We start from the raw sequence: 17,561 nt of genomic DNA, 5'->3' as shown, positions 1-17,561 counted from the left end.
GTCCCGAGTGCGAAAGAGCGATTAGTTCAACGCGTGCAGGTAGCGCATGCCGGTCACCGGGCGCGGTACGAAATCCATGTTTTCGTAGAAGCGGTGCGCAGCGACATTGCCGGTGGCGGCCGAGACCGACAGGAAGTCGCATCCAGCCTGGCGGGCAATCTCACGGGCCCGGTCGACCAGATGCTGGCCGATGCCATTGCCACGCTGGCCGTCGCGCACGAAGAGGTGGTGCAGATCCATGCCGCGCTTGCCTTCCTGCGCCCTGTAGAGCGGCACCAGAATGGCATAGCCGATCAGGCCCTGACCGTCATCGGCGACCAGAGCCTGTATCCAAGGCATGGGACCGAACAGGTCGCGTTCCAGCTTTTCCGGCGTCATGGCGGATGCATCGCCGTGGTGCAGGGCCAGTGCGGCGATCATGGCATTGAGGTCCGGCAGGTCGCGCGGTTTCGCGTGACGGATGGCGATCACGGGCGGACGGGGCAGGGTGATGTCGGTGTCTTCGGTCATGCTACTTTCCCTTCTGCTTATTCTGCGCCGTCAGGGGAAAGTCGTCTGGAAAACAACAAGGCCGCCTGACGGCGGCCTGTTGACAAAGTGATCTGTCAGGCCGCCGGTTACCGGTAGGCCCAAAAATACGTGCAGGAGATGGTTGCGCGGATATCGATCATGGCGGGTTAGATGCGCCCGTTTTAATCGATTGTCAACGGGTGATCTTTTCCTGTTGCTCCTGATGGACTATAGTCCATCAATTGCTGTGAGGAGGCGATGGCGAAGGCGACATTGATCCGCAGGCTGCGCAGCTTTGTACGATCCGACGTCTTCGTTGAGATCGTGATTTGGCAGGTGCCGGCATCGGTTCGTGGAAGCCAACACGCCTTCAAATACAGCCTGGCATTGATCGCGAACGGCGAATGCGTTCTGCGCTATGATAACGAGGCCGGTAAGGGAGACCATAGACACCTCGGATCAACTGAGGCGGCCTATGCATTCACCGGCATAGACGCTCTGACCGAAGATTTTCTGAGCGATGTGAAAGGATGGTTGGATGACAACCCTGAAGGTGAAGATCGAGAGCCTCGACCAGACAATGGCGACCGTCGCTGATCTCCTGAAGGCAGCGAAAGCGGGGGATGTCACGGGTGGTGAGTTTAGCCTCAGCTTTCCCTCGTGGGAGACGATGCACAAGGTGTTGACCCCCAAGCGGTTGGAGATCGTGACGGCAATGACGGGGCAGGGGGCGATGCCGATGCGTGAGGTGGCACGTCGGGTAGGGCGAGATTTCAAAGCCGTTCATGCCGATCTCGAAACCCTGTTGAAAAGCGGCGTCATCGACAAGGCGGAGGAGGGGGGAGTGATCTTCCCGTATGACCGTATTCACTTCGAATTCGAGATAAAATCGGCAGCCTGATCATACGGCTACCGCTCGACCTTCACGCCCGCCTTCGTCGTCAGCCGCTTCTCAAACCCCACCTTGGTCAAGAGCAGATCCTTGTCCGTATAATGCACCACATCATCCGGCGAGCGCGTCCCGACGACGAGATAGGTGGCCGGCTGATCCGATCGGTTCTCCAACCGGTGCCCGACGGCAACGCCCGCCTTGAAGGTGGCGGCATCGCCTGGCAGCATCTCCGTCAGCGTCTCGCCCTCGTTCAGCGTCACGCGGCCTGAGAACACATAGACGAACTCGTCCTCCTGCTCGTGCCAGTGCTTGTGCGAGGAGAAGGAACCCGGCGGGAGCGTCTCCACCATGGCGCCGAACTGCGTCAGGCCGCCGGCCTCGGAGAGAAGACGGGCGGAATAGGGCCCGAGTTCGGCATTGATGCCGGTGCCGCTCCAGGTTTCGAGCGGCGCCTCGTTCTGTCGGATCACCGGCATGATGCACCCTACCTTCAGTGTTCGTGGCCGCACAGGCTGTGGTCAGCCAAGGCCTGGATTACATAGCATTCGCCGATCGTGTGCTCTCCGCCATGCGAGACGATCCGCGACAATTCCTCCTCCAGCTTCTTGAGCCTGGCGATCTTCTCGCGAACCTCGTCCAGCTGCTCCCGGGCGATCCGGTCTGCAGCCCCGCAGGGCTCCTCCGGATGCCGGCTCAGTGTCAAAAGCTCGCGGATAGCCTCGATCGGAAAGCCGAGGTCGCGCGCATGGCGGATGAAGGTCAGCCGTTCGAGGTCCGCCCTTTCGTAACGCCTTTGATTTCCTTCGGTCCGGTCGGGCGCGGAAATCAGCCCCATCTGCTCGTAATAGCGAATGGTGGGCACCTTCACTCCGGTCCGCCGCGACAGGTCACCGATCGCATACATCGTGAAATTTCCTCTTGAACCTCTAGTCACTAGAGATCGTAAGACGGCTGGGTGACCAGATCAAGACGTGAAGGAATTTGACGAATGAGTGCTTCCTGCGGCCATGACCATGCCCCTTTCGACGGCATGTCGGACACCTACAAACGGCGTCTGTGGATGGTGATCGCCATCAATGCGGCGATGTTTTTCGTCGAAATGACCGCCGGCCAGCTCGCCCGCTCCCAGGCGCTGCAGGCCGATGCGCTGGATTTCTTCGCCGATGCCGTCACCTATGGCATCTCGCTCGCCGTCATCGGCGCGTCCTTAAAGACCCGCAGCCTCGCGGCGGCCACGAAGGGCGGAAGTCTCTTCCTGATGGGCCTCTGGGTCTTCGGCTCGACGCTCTACCGCGTGTTTTACCAGGGCGTGCCGGAAGCGCCGATCATGGGCGTCATCGGCTTCATGGCGCTCGCAGCCAACCTCGCAAGTGTCCTGCTTCTGATGAATTATAAGGACGGCGACGCCAATGTCCGCTCGGTCTGGCTCTGCTCGCGCAATGATGCGATCGGCAATATCATCGTCATGATCGCAGCTCTTGGTGTCTGGGGCACGGCGACCGCCTGGCCGGACCTCACCGTGGCGGGCGTCATGGCCGGCCTCTTCCTCTATTCATCCGTCCAGATCCTGTCGCAGAGCTATGCAGAGTGGAAAGAGGGTGAGCCGGTCACGCTGGGGACGAGCTGCTGCGCGCCGGCAGAAAATCTCGGCCACTCCCATGCCGACCGCGGCGATGCGCATGACCATCATGCGCATCCTCACCCAGGTCATGCCCATCACTGAACCTGCCATTGGAGCACAAAAAAAGGCCGGCGCGGCATCATGCCGGCCGACCTTTTTCTCCGCATCGTAAGCTTAGAATTCGTCGTAAACCGTCGGCACTTCGTATTCGCGGTAAGCAGCCTCGACCATCTGCAGCCGGGCGCTTTCGCCAAGATCGTCCCGATTGTTGCTTGAGCCGCTGAGCTGAATGGACGGTTTCCGGGACCCTTCGACGGTCCAGAGTGCCGACGCGAGCTGGTTGGACAGGAGCGTGCTCGAAAACGTGCTCGCGCCACCGGTGGCACGCCCGGAGGTCGTGGATGCGGCCTCGTTGGACGCATCGTCGGCCACGGCCGCGCCCGGCACGTAGCGGCTTTGATAGGAGTTGCTGCTGAGACCGCTCTCGATCCTCATGGCGGAGACCTCGGTTGAAGAATTAACCTTTTGTTAACCTTTCAATCTTGCGCGAAGCTTGCGTCACGTCTCGATCTATAAGATTTGGCCCTTGCGAAACGGACGCCGTGAAAGTACGCGGGCCGAATCACGATGAAAAAAGGCCCGTTTCCCTGCCGACGAGGCAGTGGAAACGAGCCCATATTTACGGCAGGCGAAAGCCTGAGTTACATCTTCCCCGCCACCTTGATCGCATAGGCATATTCAAACGCGATCTCTTCCAACCGCTGGAAACGTCCCGACTTGCCGCCATGGCCGGCCGCCATGTTGGTCTTGAGCAGGAAGGGGCCAGCCTCCGGTGCCGTATCCCGCAGCTTTGCGATCCACTTGGTCGGTTCCCAATAGGTGACGCGCGGATCGGTCAGGCCTGAGAGAGCAATGATCGGCGGGTAGGGCTTCGTCTCGACATTGTCGTAAGGGCTATAGGCCGCGATCCAGCGATATTCCTCTTCCGATTCGATCGGATTGCCCCATTCCGGCCATTCCGGCGGGGTGAGGGGCAGGGTGTCGTCGAGCATGGTGTTGAGCACGTCGACGAAGGGTACGGCCGCGATGATGCCGGCGAATTTTTCCGGTGCCATGTTGGCAATCGCGCCCATCAGCATGCCGCCGGCCGAGCCGCCTTCTGCGATGATCCGGTCGAATGAGGTGAACTTCTCCTTCACCAGGTGGTCGGCGGCCGAGATGAAGTCCTTGAAGGTGTTGACCTTCTTTTCCATCTTGCCGTCTTCGTACCAGGAGAAACCCTTGTCCTTGCCGCCACGAATATGGGCGATGGCATAGACGAAGCCGCGATCGGCGAGCGACAGGCAATTGGTGTTGAAGCCTGCGGGGATGGTGATGCCATAGGCGCCGTAGCCGTAGAGCAGGCAGGGGGCGGAGCCATCGAGTTTCGTGTCACGGCGGTAGAGCAGGGTGACAGGCACCTTCTCGCCATCATGCGCTTCGGTAAAGACCCGGCGGGTGACATAGTCCTCAGGGTTATGGCCCGACGGCACTTCCTGGGTCTTGAGCAGCGTGCGCTCGCGCGTCGCCATATTGTAGTCGAAGAGCTGGGAGGGCGTCGTCATCGACGAATAGGAGAAGCGGATGACGTCGGTGTCGTATTCGGCCGCCCCCTGCAGTCCCAGCGAATAGGCTTCCTCGGCAAAGGCGATCGAATGCTCCTCGCCGCTCTTGCGATCGCGGATCATGATCACAGGCAGGCCCTCGCGGCGCTCCAGCCAGACGAGATGGCGGGCAAAGGCCATGTGGTTGAGAATCAGCCGGCCCGGCTCGTGCGGCACGAGTTCCTTCCAGTTCGCCTTGCCCGGAGCCGAAACCGGTGCCTCGACGATCTTGAAATCCTTGGCACCATCGGCATTGGTCAGGATGAAGAAGACGTCGCCGCCCTCGGTCATCGAATATTCGACGCCCTCTTCGCGCTCGGCGACCAGGACTGGCTCGGCGGTCAGGTCCTTGGTCGAGAGCAGGCGGTATTCCGAGGTCTCGTGATCGTGGATGTCGATATAGATGACATCGTCCAGCAGCGATCCGCCGACACCCATGAAGAAGCCCGGATCCTTCTCCTCATAGACGAGTCGATCCGAAGACTGCGGCTTGCCGACGATATGGTGAAACACCTTGGACGGGCGGTGGTTTTCGTCCTGCAGCGTGTAGAAGAAGCTCTTGCCGTCGGGCGCCCAGACCCCACCACCGGCGGTGTTTTCGAGCACGTCATCGAGATCCTGCTTGGTGGCGAGATCACGCACGCGAAGGGTGAAATATTCCGAGCCCTTGTCGTCATACCCCCAGATACCGAAGGCATGATCGGTGGTGTGGTCGATGCCGGACAGGCGGAAATAGTCCTTGCCCTTCGCTTCCTTGTCGCCATCGAGCAGCAAATCGCGCAGACCCTCGTTCTTCGGATCGCCGTCGCGGGGGATGCGGAAGTAACGCGGCTGCTCGCCGCCAGTGACGAAGGCCGATCCATAGGCGAAAGGCCCATCCTTCATCGGGATCGACGAATCGTCTTCCTTGATGCGTCCCTTCATCTCGGCAAAGAGCTGTGCCTGCAGCGCCTTGGTATCGCCCATCGCGGCGTCCATATAGGCGTTCTCGGCTTCCAGATAGGTCCGGATCTCCGGGTCGAGGATCGAGGTGTCCTTGAACATCTGCTGCCAGTTGTCGGCGCGCAGCCAGGCATAATCGTCCGTCCTGACAATCCCGTGGCGGGTATCGGAGACGGGCTTCTTGGCGACGGTGGGGGCTGCGGGCAGGTTTCTAAAAACGGACAAGGTTTTCTCGCTTTATCATGTCGAGGCAGATTGCCTGCCTGTGTGGTTCAGAGATAAAGCCGCCCCGGCGGGACTTCAAGCCGAGTGTTCCGTGCAGCTTGCTGCAGACGGCAGGACAGACAACAGGCAGACGAGAATGACGATTGTGACCACCTTGAGGTTTTCGAGCCTCGCTCTCTTCTGCGCGGCATCGATCGGTGCGGCAGCCCCGACCCCGGCCAAGCCTTCGACCGCTGCATCCAAGCCGCGCCTGACCGAGCCCAAATTGACGATCGCCCAGGTAAAAGAGGAGGGGCCGGCCGTTGCCCTCACTTTCGATGCCTGCATGGGCAAGGTCGACGACCGCATCCTCGACACGCTGATCGACAACCGCATCCCCTCGACCATCTTCGTCACCGCCCGCTGGCTGAAACACAACGCCGCCGCCTTCGCCGTCATGCGCGCCAATCCCGATCTGTTCGAGATCGAGGATCACGGCGAAAACCATGTGCCTGCCATCGACGTGCCGATGACCGTCTTCGGCATCAAGACGGCCGGTTCTCCCGAGGCTGTCGCGGCCGAGGTCGAGGGCGGGGCTGAGGCGATCGTGGCCGCCGGTGGCGAGCGTCCGGTCTGGTTTCGCGGTGCGACAGCCAAGTATACGCCGAGCGCGATTGCTCAGATCCAGTCGCTCGGCTATCGGGTGGCCGGCTATTCCATCAACGGCGACAGCGGCTCGCTTCTGGGGGCTTCAGGTGTTGAGCGCCAGTATCACCGTGCCAAGGATGGCGACGTGATCATCTCGCACATCAACCAGCCGACCCACGAGGCCGGCGAAGGCGTGGTCAAGGGCATCCTCGATCTCAGGGCGCGCGGCTTCCGCTTCGTCCGGCTGAAGGACCGCACGGAGCCGCTCTCGACCAAGAGTTTCTGAACCGATCAGCCATCCGTTCCATGGCTGGATTTCGCCCAGTCCATATAGAGGTCGAGCGCCTTGCGCGTCACCGGCCCCTCCTGCAGCTGCACATCGTCCAGCCGCGTCACCGGCACCACCTTCGAGTAGTTTCCGGTCTGGAAGATCTCGTCGGCATTCATGAAGTCCTCGACCGACAGCGTCGCCTCGCGCACGTCGAAGCCGGCCTGACGCAGAAGCCCGATGATGCGGGCGCGGGTGATGCCGGCAAGGAAGGTGCGGTTGGCGGCGGGCGTCAAGACCACGCCGTCCTTGACCATGAAGACGTTGGAAGACGCCGTCTCCACGACGTTTCCATTCATGTCGCGCACCAGCGCATTGTCGAAGCCGCGTTTGCGGGCATCGATGATCATGCGACCGGAATTGGGATAGAGGCTGCCGGTCTTGGCGTCCGTCATGGCGCATTCCGGTGTCGGCCGACGGAACGGCGAAACGGTGAGCGAGGAGGGCTTCGCCGTGTGCATCGGCGCTTCGAACAGGCAGAGTGCAAACCGCGTCGAGTCCGGATCGGCAGCGACGACCGAGCCCATCTGACCGTGCTCGGCCCAATACATCGGCTTGATGTAGATGGCCGTCTTGCCGTCGAATTTCTGGACGCCTTCCCAGGCCAGCCGCTCGATCTCCTTCGCCTCCATCGTGGCCTTCATGCCCATGTTCTCGGCCGAGCGGTTGACCCGCTCGCAATGCAGGTCGAGATCGGGGGCGATACCGTCGAACCAGCGCGCTCCGTCAAACACCGTCGAGCCCAGCCACATCGCGTGCGAAACCGGCCCGATCAGCGGCGGATTGCCGGAAAACCAGTCGCCATCGACATAGGTGAAGGTGGGGGTGCGGGCAGATGTATCGACGGCCATCGGGAGCTCCTTCTTTTCGTTGCTTTGCAGCAAAGGCGCAGCAATCGGAGAGGTCAAGGATAAACTCGCGCTCGTGACGGGAAATCCCGGCATCGTGCACTCATCTCGGCCCGTGGTCGTTTTTTTGAGGCGCTTCAGCAGCTTGGTCGATCGAAATGTCGGGAGCGCTGATGGTCTGTGCGGCGTGCTGGTCGTCGTGGTTAAAGGTGTCGTAACGGATTTCCGCGATATTGAACGAAAGCAAGGCCTGCGCCCTGCCGGTCTGTTGTTCTGCGTAACTCTGGGGGTCATCATGCAAAAGGCGCGTTTCGCCTCTCTTCTTGCCGCGTCTGTCGCGCTCGTCGCGCCGCCGGCATGGGCCGATGGCTTCTTCTCCGGCAACTGGTATGTGACGCTCGGCGGCGCCGGCATTTCCGCGCCCACCTTCGAAGGCTCGAAGAATCGCAAGCTCTTCTTTCAGCCGATCATCTCGGTCGGACGCGGTGGCGCACCCCGTTTCTCGTCCCGCAACGACAATCCGAGCTTCGCGATCTACGACACCGATGTGCTGCGCGCCGGTGTGGTCGGCAAGTTCCTCCCCGGTCGCGATGCCGGCACAGACAGCGCCCTGACGGGCCTTTCCGAGATCAAATGGGGTGGTGAACTCGGCGGATTTGCCGATCTCTATGTCACCGACTACCTGCGTGCCCGCGCCGAACTGCGCCAGGGCTTCCGCAGCCATGATGGTCTCGTGGCCGACGTCGCGCTGGATGCCTTCACCGATGTCGCACCGGGCCTGCGCGTCTCCGCCGGCCCGCGCCTGAGCTATGCCACGAGCGGCTACACCCAGGCCTATTACGGCGTGGACGCCACGGAATCGGCGGCCTCGGGGCTGAGTCAGTACAATCCGGAAGGGGGCATCACCTCTTACGGCGCGGGTGGCGCCATCACCTGGGATGCCACCGACAAGCTCTCGATGAGCGCCTTTACCGAATATAAGCGCCTTGCCGGCCCCGCTGCCGATTCGAGCCTCGTGAAGGAAGAAGGCAGCCGCAACCAGCTGATGTTCGGCGTTTCCGCCAGCTACAAGTTCGGCGTCAGCTTCGACTGACGAAAGGCCGCAGTCGATTTTGAGAGGAGGAGGGCAGGGGAGAGTTTTCTTGGCCCCGCCCATGCTCTATCAAAAGCGATATGAGCACAGCCAATCCCGATATCGACCGCGTCGTCGACGCGCCCTCCGACAATTTCGTCTATCGCGTGTTGCCGCGATGGCTCTGGCCGCATGCCCAGCTTGCGCGCTGGGATCGCCCGATCGGCTGGCAGCTTCTGATGTGGCCGTGTTTCTGGTCCTCGGCTCTGGCTGCCAATGCGCTCGCTGCAGAAGGCCGGTTGAACGTTGGCCTGTTCGTCTTCCACTTGGTGCTCTTTTTTGTCGGTTCGGTCGCCATGCGCGGCGCCGGCTGCACCTATAACGACCTCGTCGACCACGAAATCGACGACAAGGTGGCCCGCACCCGTTCGCGGCCGCTGCCGTCAGGTCGGATCTCGCGGAAAAATGCCAAGATCTTCATGGTGCTGCAGGCGCTGGTCGGCCTCGTCGTGCTGCTCTGCTTCAACACCTTTTCGATCGTGCTCGGCATCCTGTCGCTCGCCATTGTCGCGATCTATCCCTTCGCCAAGCGCTTCACCGATTGGCCGCAATTCTTCCTCGGGCTTGCCTTTTCGTGGGGCGGGCTGATGGGCTGGGCAGGGCTTCACGGCAATCTGTCGCTCGCCGCGATCCTCGTCTATGCGGGGGCTGTGGCCTGGACCATCGGCTACGACACCATCTATGCCCACCAAGACAAGGAAGACGACGCGCTGGTCGGTGTGCGTTCCACCGCGCGCCTGTTTGGCGACGACACCAAGATCTGGCTGGTCGGTCTCTACGGCCTGACGCTTCTGCTCCTGCTCATCGCCTTCATCGTGGCGGGGGCGGCCTGGCCGGCTCTGCTGGGTCTCTTGGCGGCGGGCGCTCTGCTTGGCTGGCAGATCAAGGTGCTCAACATTGATGACGGCGCGCAGTGCCTCAAGCTGTTCAAATCCAACAACCGCGTCGGCCTCATCATCTTTTCCGGCCTCATCCTGGCGCTGCCCTTTGCCTTAGGGAGTTGAAGGCGGATTTCCGGTGGTGTCCGATCTGTCCCCCGATGGCACGCTTCATCGGGTAAAACCCTGAAATGCAAGAGGCCCGGATGTTGCCATCCGGGCCTCTGTTTGTCCCAGGTCGGGACAGGATCAGTTGCGGGCGATGATTTCCTTTCCGGAAATCTTCATCGTTACACCCAGCTTGCCGGTCGTGCGGCGCACGAGGAAGCGCGGACGACGCTCGGCGAAATAGGAATGGCGGCGGCGCGGCTGCGTGTCCTTGGCGCGCACTTCACCAATATGTTCTTCCAGCGGCCGGGCAATGCCGTCGGCTTCGACCATCAGCATCGGAATGCGGAAGGCGTCTGCCCATCCACGCCAGTCGGCGGCGATGTCGCAGAGGTCGTGTGCGACCAAGAGCGGGATGCACAGTTCCGGATCGTCGTGATGCAGCTCCAGCGTCACGGTGACTTCGCCGTCACCATGGTCGATGGCACGTGCCGCCACGCCCTTGAAGGCGCGGGCGGGCAGGGCGAAGGAGAGTGGAAGTCCGCTGCCGGCCAGGATCTTGCGCAGCACGGCGCCGCGTTCGTCGATGGTGATCGTCACGTCTCCAGAGGCTCCGCGCAGAGCGTAGGTGACCTGCTGGGGGAACCGCGAGGGATCCAGTCGCAAGGTGGCGCCGGCCCATGCAGGCTTCAAAACGGTGTTCGTCATCTTCATGCTACCCTTGTTTTACCCGAGAGCGCGTCATGTGCTCGTCTGTTCGGGACTTTGCGTCCTCTATGACGCCAAGATAGCCGCGCCTCCTGAGAGACAGCTTAAAAATCGCGGTAAAAAAAACCTTGCGGTCTCAAATGGTTAGTTTTGTCATATCGGGCAGGGTTTCGAAAAAGTGAACTTTCGGCCGTGCTGTTTCAGCCAGGGACAGAAGACGGGGAGGACGGCCGGGATGCCGCCATGCGCGCGATCTGCGAATTCTGCATTTCGATGCGCTTCTTCAGGAATCTATAAAGCTACAGGCAAGGATTGGCGCGCATAATGCGATTTGCGCTCTCTATGTGTCCGTCGAGGAATGCCCCATGGTATCCACCTATCTCAGCTACAATCTGGTCACGCGTGACCTGAAGGGAAGCCTCGACCGGGTTGCCGCAGACAGTACGGTCACGCGTCAGACCCAGCATTTCAAAGACAACATCGGCAAGGTCAAAACGGTCGACGAGTTTCTCGACGACTATCAGCTTTATTCCTATGCGATGAAGGCCCATGGTCTCGAAGAGATGACCTATGCCAAGGCCTTCATGAAGAAGGTTCTCGAGAGTGACCTCAACGATGAGAAGAGTTTTGCCAACAAGCTGAGCGACGACCGTTATCGCAATTTTGCCGCCGCCTTCCAGTTTACCGCGCCAAAGGCAGATGGTCAGACGGATGCCCAGCAGACGAAGCTGCTCGCGCGTTACGACCAGGCTCTGGCCGCCGAGAGCGACAAGCTTGAGACGGAAACCAAATATTACGAAAAGCAAATCGACACGATTTCGAGCGCGCAGGGCCTGATGGGGAATTCCCGGCTGCTCAACTATGCCTTGAGTGCCTATGGCATCGATGGTCCTTATTACAGCAAGGAGCACATCCTCAAGGTGCTGACCAGCGACGTCAGCGACCCGGACAGCTATGTCAACCAGCTGGTGGCCAACAAGGGCAAGGACGCCGCCGGCTTCCTCAGAATGGCGTCTGCCTTCAACTTCAACGCCGACGGCAGCCTGTCGGCCGCGACGGCCCAGACCGCCGCGCAGAAAGAAAACACGGTCGCGCTCTATATCGACGAAGAGCAGACCTATGTGAGCAATTATTACCTTGAGCGCGAGAAGGCCTACTACACCTCGAAGATTGCAAGCGTCACCTCGGTCGCTGATATCACCTCAGACAGCCGCCTGTTCAATTATGTGAAGACGGCTTTCCAGCTTGAGGGCACGGTCACCTCGACCGTCTTCAAGAATATCGTCACCAGCGATCTGTCTGTAGACGGCAACTTCGCCTCCACAGGCGGCGACGCGTGGGTGGCTGTCGCGCAGAAGTTCAACTTCGACACCAATGGTGATGTGAAGGCCGGCCAGCCGGCCCAGGGCAGCACTCAGCTCGCCTCGACCAATGCTGGTTTTGCCACCTTTTATGATGATGTCGATCAGACGAAGAAGAACGCTCTGACCAGTGCCTACAAGTCCGGCATGGCCAAGGTCACCAAAGTCGATGAGCTGCTGAACAATGCGTCGATGAAGCTGCTCCTGCAGCGGGCCTTCGGCATCGAAGCCGGCGAGTTCAGCAATGCGGATCTGCGCAAGGCGTTGACCAGCGACTTCACCGATCCCGCAAGTTTTGCCAACAAGTCCCGCGACGAGCGCTTGATCGCAATGTCCAAGCTCTTCAATTTCGACAGCAAGGGAAATGTCGACGACCCGTTGCAGGCCCACAGCGCCTTTGCAGCCACTTTGATCTCCAAGGAATATATCGTCAACAAGGCGCGTTTCCTGGAAGGCAACCAGCTGAAGGCTGCCAAGGAGGCTGCCGGCAAGGAAGCGGCTTACTATCAGGACAAGATCCAGGGCGTGGAGACCGTGCAGGACCTCCTGGCGGACCGCCGTATCATCGATGTCGTCCTGGGCGCCTATGGCTTCGATCCGAAGAAGGTCACGGACGACTTCCTCAAGAAGGCCTTTGCCTCCGACCTCGGCGACCGCAAGAGCTTCGTCAATCAGCAGGCGGACAAGAAATGGGCAGAGCTGGTCGGATCCTTCAACTTCGATGGTGACGGCAAACTGACAAGGAAAACCCTGGGAACCGTCCAGCAGCGCGGCGAAACGCTTGAAACCATCAATCTCTTCATGCGCCAGACGCTGGAAGAGAATGAAGGCCAGAGCAGCGAGGCGGTGCGTCTCGCCCTCTATTTCCAGCGCACGGCTCCCACAATCACCAGTGCCTACGACATCGTTGCCGACACGGCGCTTGCGGAAGTCTTCCGCACGACCTTCGGCTTCTCGGAAGAATTCACCAAGATGAAGGTCGAATCCCAGGCGAAGGTGATCAAATCCAAACTCGATCTGGCGGATCTGCAGGACCCGAAGAAACTGCAGCGCCTGATCGAGCGCTACACAGCCATGTACGACTCGGCAAACGCGAATTTCGATTCGTCGCCTGTCAGCGTCCTCGCTGGCGGAAACGGCACGATCTCCGCAGACCTGCTGCTCAGCATTGCACAATTGAAGGCCTGAAGCGTCGGAGAAGCCCGCCTCGCATCTTGAAGGCGGGTTTCTTTTTGGCTATCGATATATCCGAAGGAATATATCGAAATGGAGCCTGCCATGCGCACCCTGCTGAAATCCGCCGCTCTCGCCCTCCTGGTCTTTGCGTCAACAAGCCTTTCCGGGCCGAATCTGGGCATGGCAACCGCCGCTGAGCCGGTAACGGTCTTTGCCGCCGCGAGCCTCAAGGAAAGCGCCGAGAAGATCGCCGCCGACTGGAAGGCCGAAACCGGCAACGAGGTGCGGCTCTCCTTTGCCGGAAGCTCGGCGCTCGCCAAGCAGATCGAGGAGGGCGCGCCGGCTGATGTGTTCATTTCGGCCGATCTCAAGTGGATGGATCACCTCGAAAAGGCCGGCAAGATCAAACCCGACACCCGCATCAACCTGCTCGGCAACCGTATCGTGCTTGTTGCACCGAAGGATTCGGCGGTAACCACGACCATCGGCGACAATTTCCCGCTGGAAACGCTTCTGGGCGATGGGCGCCTCGCCATGGCCAATGTCGATGCCGTGCCCGCCGGCACCTATGGCAAGGCAGCCCTGGAAAAGCTCGGCGTCTGGGAAAGTGTCAAGGACAAGGTCGCCCAGGCCGAGAATGTCCGTGCGGCCCTTCTGCTTGTTTCGCGCGGCGAAGCCCCGCTCGGCATCGTTTACGAGACGGATGCCAAGGTCGATCCGGGCGTGAAAATTCTCGATCGTTTCCCGGAAGCGAGCCATCCGGCGATCGTCTATCCGGCAGCCCTGACCACGGATGGCAGCAACCCCGAGGCTGCGGCCTTCCTCGCTTACTTGCAGGGCGCCAAGGCCCATGCCATCTTCACCGCCGCCGGCTTTACGGTGCTTGCCAAGACCAACTGAAGCCAGACGGACCGACCGCAATTGATCCAGCATCCGGGATGCCCCTTTTGACCCTGACGGCCGAAGAATGGACCGCGATGCTCCTGAGCCTGAAGGTCGCGGCCTTTGCCGTGGTCTTCTCTCTGCCCTTGGGGCTGCTCGTCGCCTGGTTGCTCTCGCGCAAGCAGTTCTGCGGCAAGGCGCTGCTCAACGGCCTCGTCCATCTGCCGCTGATCCTGCCGCCGGTTGTGACCGGTTATCTGCTGCTGATCACCTTCGGCCGCAAGGGGACAGTCGGTGCCTTCCTTGAGCAGGCTTTCGGCTTGGTCTTCTCCTTCCGCTGGACGGGGGCCGCCCTTGCCGCCGCCGTCATGGGCTTTCCGCTGCTGGTCCGGTCGATCCGCCTGTCGCTCGACGCCGTCGACCGAAGGCTGGAAGCGGCCGCCGCAACGCTTGGCGCGCCGCCGCCTTACGTCTTCTGCACCGTCACCCTGCCTCTCGTCCTGCCCGGTATCGCCGCCGGAGCCATTCTCGCCTTTGCCAAATCCATGGGCGAGTTCGGCGCGACGATTACCTTCGTCTCGAACATTCCCGGCGAAACCCAGACACTCGCCTCGGCCATCTACACCTATACCCAGGTGCCCGGTGGTGACGTCGCGGCCATGCGCCTGACCCTGATCTCCATCGTGCTGTCGCTCGGCGCGCTCATCGCGTCCGAGTTCCTGTCGCGCCGCATCGCCGCCCGCGTCGGAGCCGCCTGATGCTGGAACTTGCCATTCGCCACCGCCAGGGAGACTTCAGGCTGGAGACCGATCTGACACTGGGCGAGGGCTTGACGGCCTTCTTCGGTGCCTCCGGCTCCGGCAAGACGACGCTGATCAATATCGTGGCGGGACTGATCCGCCCGCAGGAGGGACGCATCGTCTTCCATGGCGAAACCTGGAGCGACGGGTCCATCTTCCTGCCGCCCCATCGCCGCCGCATCGGTTACGTTTTCCAGGAAGGCCGGCTCTTCCCGCATCTGACCGTGCTGCAGAACCTGCGTTACGGCGAACGTCTGCTGCCGCAAGCCGAGCGCCGCGAGGATCTCGATCGCATCGCCGCACTCCTTGGCATCGCCGACCTTCTCGCCCGTCGACCGGCCCACCTTTCCGGCGGCGAAAAACAGCGCGTGGCGCTCGGTCGTGCGCTGATGGCCAGCCCCAAGCTTCTGCTGATGGACGAGCCGCTGTCAGCGCTGGACACAAGCCTGAAGGCGCAGATCCTGCCCTATATCGAACGCATCCGTGACGAATTCGGTGTGCCGATCCTTTATGTCAGTCATTCCGTCGAGGAAGTGGCAAGGCTCGCGACAGCGGTCGTGACCTTCGACAAGGGCAGGGTAACGCCCGTTGGTCGACCTGACCAGGCGCTGGCAACCGTGCCGCGAGCCTCCGGCGAGCTTCCTGCAGGGAATTTCATCGAGGCGGTGATTGCCGCTCACCACGAAGAGGATGGCCTCACCGAAGCCCTCTCGGCCGCCGGGCCGCTGTTCCTGCGCAGCGCCCCTTTGAGGTTTGGCAGCCGCGTCCGGCTCTTTGTGCCGGTGTCCGACATCGTCGTCTCCATAGAGCCGGTTAGCGGGCTCTCCGCCCTCAATCGGCTCTCTGGTCGTATCCGGCAGGTGGGGGAAGCAACTGGCGCGAGCGCCACGCTCACCGTTGACTGCAATGGTCTCACAGTGGTTGCGGAAGTCACCCGGCGCTCCCTGCGCCAGTTGGAGCTGCAGCCTGGAAAGCCGGTGCATCTGCTGTTCAAGACGGTATCGATCGCGTCCGAAGCTCTGTTTCGTCAGGCCCAGGCCTGAGGACTGCGCCCCAATCTCAGCCTTCGTCCTTGGCCTTGCCGTCCCCGGCGATGAAATCGGTGGATTGCATGCTTTCAAGCCAATCCAGATCCGCCGCCAATGCCTTGCGGCTCTCCCCATCCATCCGCCGGCAGGCAGCCAGCAAGGTTTCGCCGAACGGTGTCAGCCCCGCACCACCGCCGCTTTTTCCCCCATGTCGCGTGAAGATTGACGGCTCGCGGAACATCCGGTTGATCTCGTCCGCCAAAAGCCAGGCCCGACGATAGGACATGCCCATCGCAGCGCCTGCCGCCCGGATCGACCCATGCTCGACGATCAGAGCCAGCAGCTGGGCCTTGCCCGGCCCCAGCCGTGCGCCGTTGGCAAGATCGATCCGGAGCGAAAGGTGCGGGGAGCCTGTCATGGCATCAGCCGATCACCTTGCCGGGGTTCATGATGCCGGCCGGGTCGAAGGCAAGCTTGATCCGCCGCATCAGGTCGGTTTCGATCGCCGGGCGGCTTGCCGCAAGCTCGTCCCGCTTCAGCTGGCCGACGCCGTGCTCGGCCGAGATCGAGCCGGTGTGCTTGTGAACGACGGCATGCACCACGGCATTCACCTCGCGCCAGCGGGCGATGAACGCCGCCTTGTCGGCGCCGACGGGCTGGCTGATGTTGTAATGGATATTGCCGTCGCCGAGATGGCCGAAAGCGCAGATGCGCGCATCCGGCATCAGCGCATGCACAGCCGCATCCGCTTCCGCCAGAAACGCGGGAATGCGCGAGACCGGAACGGAGACATCATGCTTGATCGAGCCGCCCTCGGGCTTCTGCGCATCCGACATGCTCTCGCGCAGGTGCCAGAAGGCATCCTGCTGGGCGATCGAACTGGCAATCGCCGCATCCGCAATCAGGCCGGCCTCGAAGGCATCCGCCAGCATTTCCTGCATCATTGTCCCGGCGGTTTCTTCCGAATCCGAAGTCGAGATATCGACGAGCGCATACCACGGATGGATGGACGCCAGCGGATCGCGCACACCGGAAATGTGTTTCGTGGTGAACTCGATGCCGATGCGCGGCATCAGTTCGAAGCCGGTGAGTGCCGACCCACAGCGCTGGGAGGCCTGTTCGAACAGCTTGAGCGCGGCCTCAGGCGAGGCAAGCCCGACATAGGCCACCTGCCGCCCGCGCGGGCGTGGCACCATCTTCAGCACCGCCCCGGTGATCACCCCCAGCGTGCCTTCCGCGCCGATAAAGAGATCGCGCAGGTCATAGCCGCTGTTGTCCTTCTTGAGCCTGCGCAAGCCATCCCAGATTTCCCCTGAAGGCAACACCACTTCCAGCCCGAGGCAGAGCTGGCGCATGTTCCCATAGGCGAGCACCGCCGTTCCGCCCGCATTCGTCGCCAAATTGCCGCCGATGCGGCAGGATCCTTCGGAGCCGAGCGACAGCGGGAAGAGCCTGCCATGAGCCTCCGCCGCCTTTTGCACATCGGCAAGGATGGCGCCGCCATCGGCAACGATCACGTCGGCAACGGGATCGACCTCGCGGATCTTGTTCATCCGCTCCAGCGACAGCAGAACGTCCTGGCTGTCTTCGCGCGGCACCTGGCCGCCAACGAGACCCGTTCGACCGCTGACAGGCACGATCGCCGTGCCCGTTTCGGAGGCGAGCTTGAGGATGGCTGAGACCTCGGCCGTCGATCCGGGCTTCAGCACAAGCGGCGAGGCGCCGTGGTAAAGCCCGCGATTTTCGGTGAGGTACGGCCGGAGGTCATCGGGGGCAGTCAGCGCATTGGCTTCGCCGACGATGTCGACAAAGGCCCGCAGGCGCTCGGCAAGGCTCATGGTCACGGTCATGT

At 61.5% G+C, this 17,561-nt stretch carries 19 protein-coding genes; 10 read left to right on the top strand and 9 right to left on the bottom strand.

Annotation, left to right across the window (positions count from 1 at the left end):
* Positions 1–21: 21 nt before the first annotated feature.
* The gene (locus DFO46_RS13460; protein WP_120277646.1) at positions 22–510 is read right to left on the bottom strand and encodes a GNAT family N-acetyltransferase; all 489 of its coding nucleotides are present in this window, start codon (positions 508–510) and stop codon (positions 22–24) included.
* Between the two features lie 258 nt (positions 511–768).
* Here DFO46_RS13460 and DFO46_RS13455 point away from each other — a divergent pair, with 258 nt between their 5' ends.
* Complete coding sequence (locus DFO46_RS13455) at positions 769–1,107, top strand: DUF6516 family protein (protein ID WP_120277645.1); 339 nt, start codon at positions 769–771, stop codon at positions 1,105–1,107.
* Positions 1,049–1,411, top strand: coding sequence for a transcriptional regulator (locus DFO46_RS13450; RefSeq protein ID WP_120277644.1), 363 nt, complete (start codon positions 1,049–1,051; stop codon positions 1,409–1,411). Before DFO46_RS13455 ends, DFO46_RS13450 begins: the two co-directional genes overlap by 59 nt.
* 8 nt (positions 1,412–1,419) lie before the next feature.
* On the opposite strand, the gene DFO46_RS13445 is transcribed toward DFO46_RS13450, so the two are convergent.
* Both DFO46_RS13445 and DFO46_RS13440 read right to left on the bottom strand, forming a co-directional pair.
* Positions 1,420–1,878 carry a cupin domain-containing protein gene (locus tag DFO46_RS13445; protein ID WP_120277643.1) on the bottom strand — a complete coding sequence of 153 codons (459 nt, stop codon included), beginning with the start codon at positions 1,876–1,878 and terminating at the stop codon, positions 1,420–1,422.
* A 14-nt stretch (positions 1,879–1,892) separates the two neighbouring features.
* A complete protein-coding gene (locus tag DFO46_RS13440; RefSeq protein ID WP_110789695.1) occupies positions 1,893–2,306 on the bottom strand; it encodes a helix-turn-helix domain-containing protein in 414 nt (137 codons plus the stop codon).
* An 84-nt stretch (positions 2,307–2,390) separates the two neighbouring features.
* On the opposite strand from DFO46_RS13440, the gene DFO46_RS13435 reads away from it, so the two are divergent.
* Complete coding sequence (locus DFO46_RS13435; protein WP_120277642.1) at positions 2,391–3,125, top strand: cation diffusion facilitator family transporter; 735 nt, start codon at positions 2,391–2,393, stop codon at positions 3,123–3,125.
* A 72-nt stretch (positions 3,126–3,197) separates the two neighbouring features.
* On the opposite strand, the gene DFO46_RS13430 is transcribed toward DFO46_RS13435, so the two are convergent.
* Entirely contained in the window at positions 3,198–3,518 is a 321-nt protein-coding gene (locus tag DFO46_RS13430) for a hypothetical protein (protein WP_110789693.1), read from the bottom strand.
* A gap of 206 nt (positions 3,519–3,724) precedes the next feature.
* Positions 3,725–5,833 (bottom strand): S9 family peptidase, encoded by a 2,109-nt coding sequence (locus DFO46_RS13425; RefSeq protein ID WP_120277641.1) that lies wholly within the window; start codon positions 5,831–5,833, stop codon positions 3,725–3,727.
* Positions 5,834–5,969: 136 nt separating this feature from the next.
* Between DFO46_RS13425 and DFO46_RS13420 the strand changes: the two genes are divergently transcribed.
* Positions 5,970–6,746 carry a polysaccharide deacetylase family protein gene (locus DFO46_RS13420; protein WP_120277640.1) on the top strand — a complete coding sequence of 259 codons (777 nt, stop codon included), beginning with the start codon at positions 5,970–5,972 and terminating at the stop codon, positions 6,744–6,746.
* 5 nt (positions 6,747–6,751) lie between these two features.
* Here DFO46_RS13420 and DFO46_RS13415 read toward each other — a convergent pair whose 3' ends face one another.
* The gene (locus tag DFO46_RS13415; protein WP_120277639.1) at positions 6,752–7,639 is read right to left on the bottom strand and encodes a branched-chain amino acid aminotransferase; all 888 of its coding nucleotides are present in this window, start codon (positions 7,637–7,639) and stop codon (positions 6,752–6,754) included.
* A gap of 292 nt (positions 7,640–7,931) precedes the next feature.
* Between DFO46_RS13415 and DFO46_RS13405 the strand changes: the two genes are divergently transcribed.
* Together DFO46_RS13405 and ubiA are read left to right on the top strand one after the other, a co-directional pair.
* Positions 7,932–8,729 carry a MipA/OmpV family protein gene (locus DFO46_RS13405; RefSeq protein WP_120277637.1) on the top strand — a complete coding sequence of 266 codons (798 nt, stop codon included), beginning with the start codon at positions 7,932–7,934 and terminating at the stop codon, positions 8,727–8,729.
* A gap of 80 nt (positions 8,730–8,809) precedes the next feature.
* On the top strand, positions 8,810–9,772 hold the full coding sequence (gene ubiA, locus DFO46_RS13400; protein WP_120277636.1) for a 4-hydroxybenzoate octaprenyltransferase: 963 nt from the start codon (positions 8,810–8,812) through the stop codon (positions 9,770–9,772).
* 123 nt (positions 9,773–9,895) lie between these two features.
* On the opposite strand, the gene DFO46_RS13395 is transcribed toward ubiA, so the two are convergent.
* Positions 9,896–10,462 carry a DUF6101 family protein gene (locus tag DFO46_RS13395; protein ID WP_110790346.1) on the bottom strand — a complete coding sequence of 189 codons (567 nt, stop codon included), beginning with the start codon at positions 10,460–10,462 and terminating at the stop codon, positions 9,896–9,898.
* Between the two features lie 365 nt (positions 10,463–10,827).
* Between DFO46_RS13395 and DFO46_RS13390 the strand changes: the two genes are divergently transcribed.
* The 4 genes from DFO46_RS13390 to modC all read left to right on the top strand — a co-directional run bounded on the left by DFO46_RS13390 (position 10,828) and on the right by modC (position 15,724).
* Positions 10,828–13,011, top strand: coding sequence for a DUF1217 domain-containing protein (locus DFO46_RS13390; protein ID WP_120277635.1), 2,184 nt, complete (start codon positions 10,828–10,830; stop codon positions 13,009–13,011).
* 90 nt (positions 13,012–13,101) lie between these two features.
* Entirely contained in the window at positions 13,102–13,899 is a 798-nt protein-coding gene (gene modA / locus DFO46_RS13385; RefSeq protein ID WP_120278253.1) for a molybdate ABC transporter substrate-binding protein, read from the top strand.
* A gap of 38 nt (positions 13,900–13,937) precedes the next feature.
* Entirely contained in the window at positions 13,938–14,639 is a 702-nt protein-coding gene (gene modB, locus DFO46_RS13380) for a molybdate ABC transporter permease subunit (protein WP_120277634.1), read from the top strand.
* Positions 14,639–15,724: a molybdenum ABC transporter ATP-binding protein gene (modC, locus tag DFO46_RS13375; RefSeq protein WP_120277633.1), complete on the top strand. Its 1,086-nt coding sequence runs from the start codon at positions 14,639–14,641 to the stop codon at positions 15,722–15,724. The genes modB and modC overlap by 1 nt, the downstream gene beginning before the upstream one ends.
* A 16-nt stretch (positions 15,725–15,740) precedes the next feature.
* On the opposite strand, the gene DFO46_RS13370 is transcribed toward modC, so the two are convergent.
* Positions 15,741–16,127 carry a LysR family transcriptional regulator gene (locus DFO46_RS13370; protein ID WP_120277632.1) on the bottom strand — a complete coding sequence of 129 codons (387 nt, stop codon included), beginning with the start codon at positions 16,125–16,127 and terminating at the stop codon, positions 15,741–15,743.
* 4 nt (positions 16,128–16,131) lie between these two features.
* Positions 16,132–17,559 (bottom strand): FAD-binding oxidoreductase, encoded by a 1,428-nt coding sequence (locus tag DFO46_RS13365; RefSeq protein WP_120277631.1) that lies wholly within the window; start codon positions 17,557–17,559, stop codon positions 16,132–16,134.
* Between the last annotated feature and the right edge of the window lie 2 nt (positions 17,560–17,561).

The organism is Rhizobium sp. AG855 (assembly GCF_003610655.1).
GTDB lineage: Bacteria > Pseudomonadota > Alphaproteobacteria > Rhizobiales > Rhizobiaceae > Allorhizobium > Allorhizobium wuzhouense.
The sequence above is the reverse complement of the archived record's forward strand: the minus strand, read 5'-3'. Positions and strand labels throughout refer to the sequence as shown.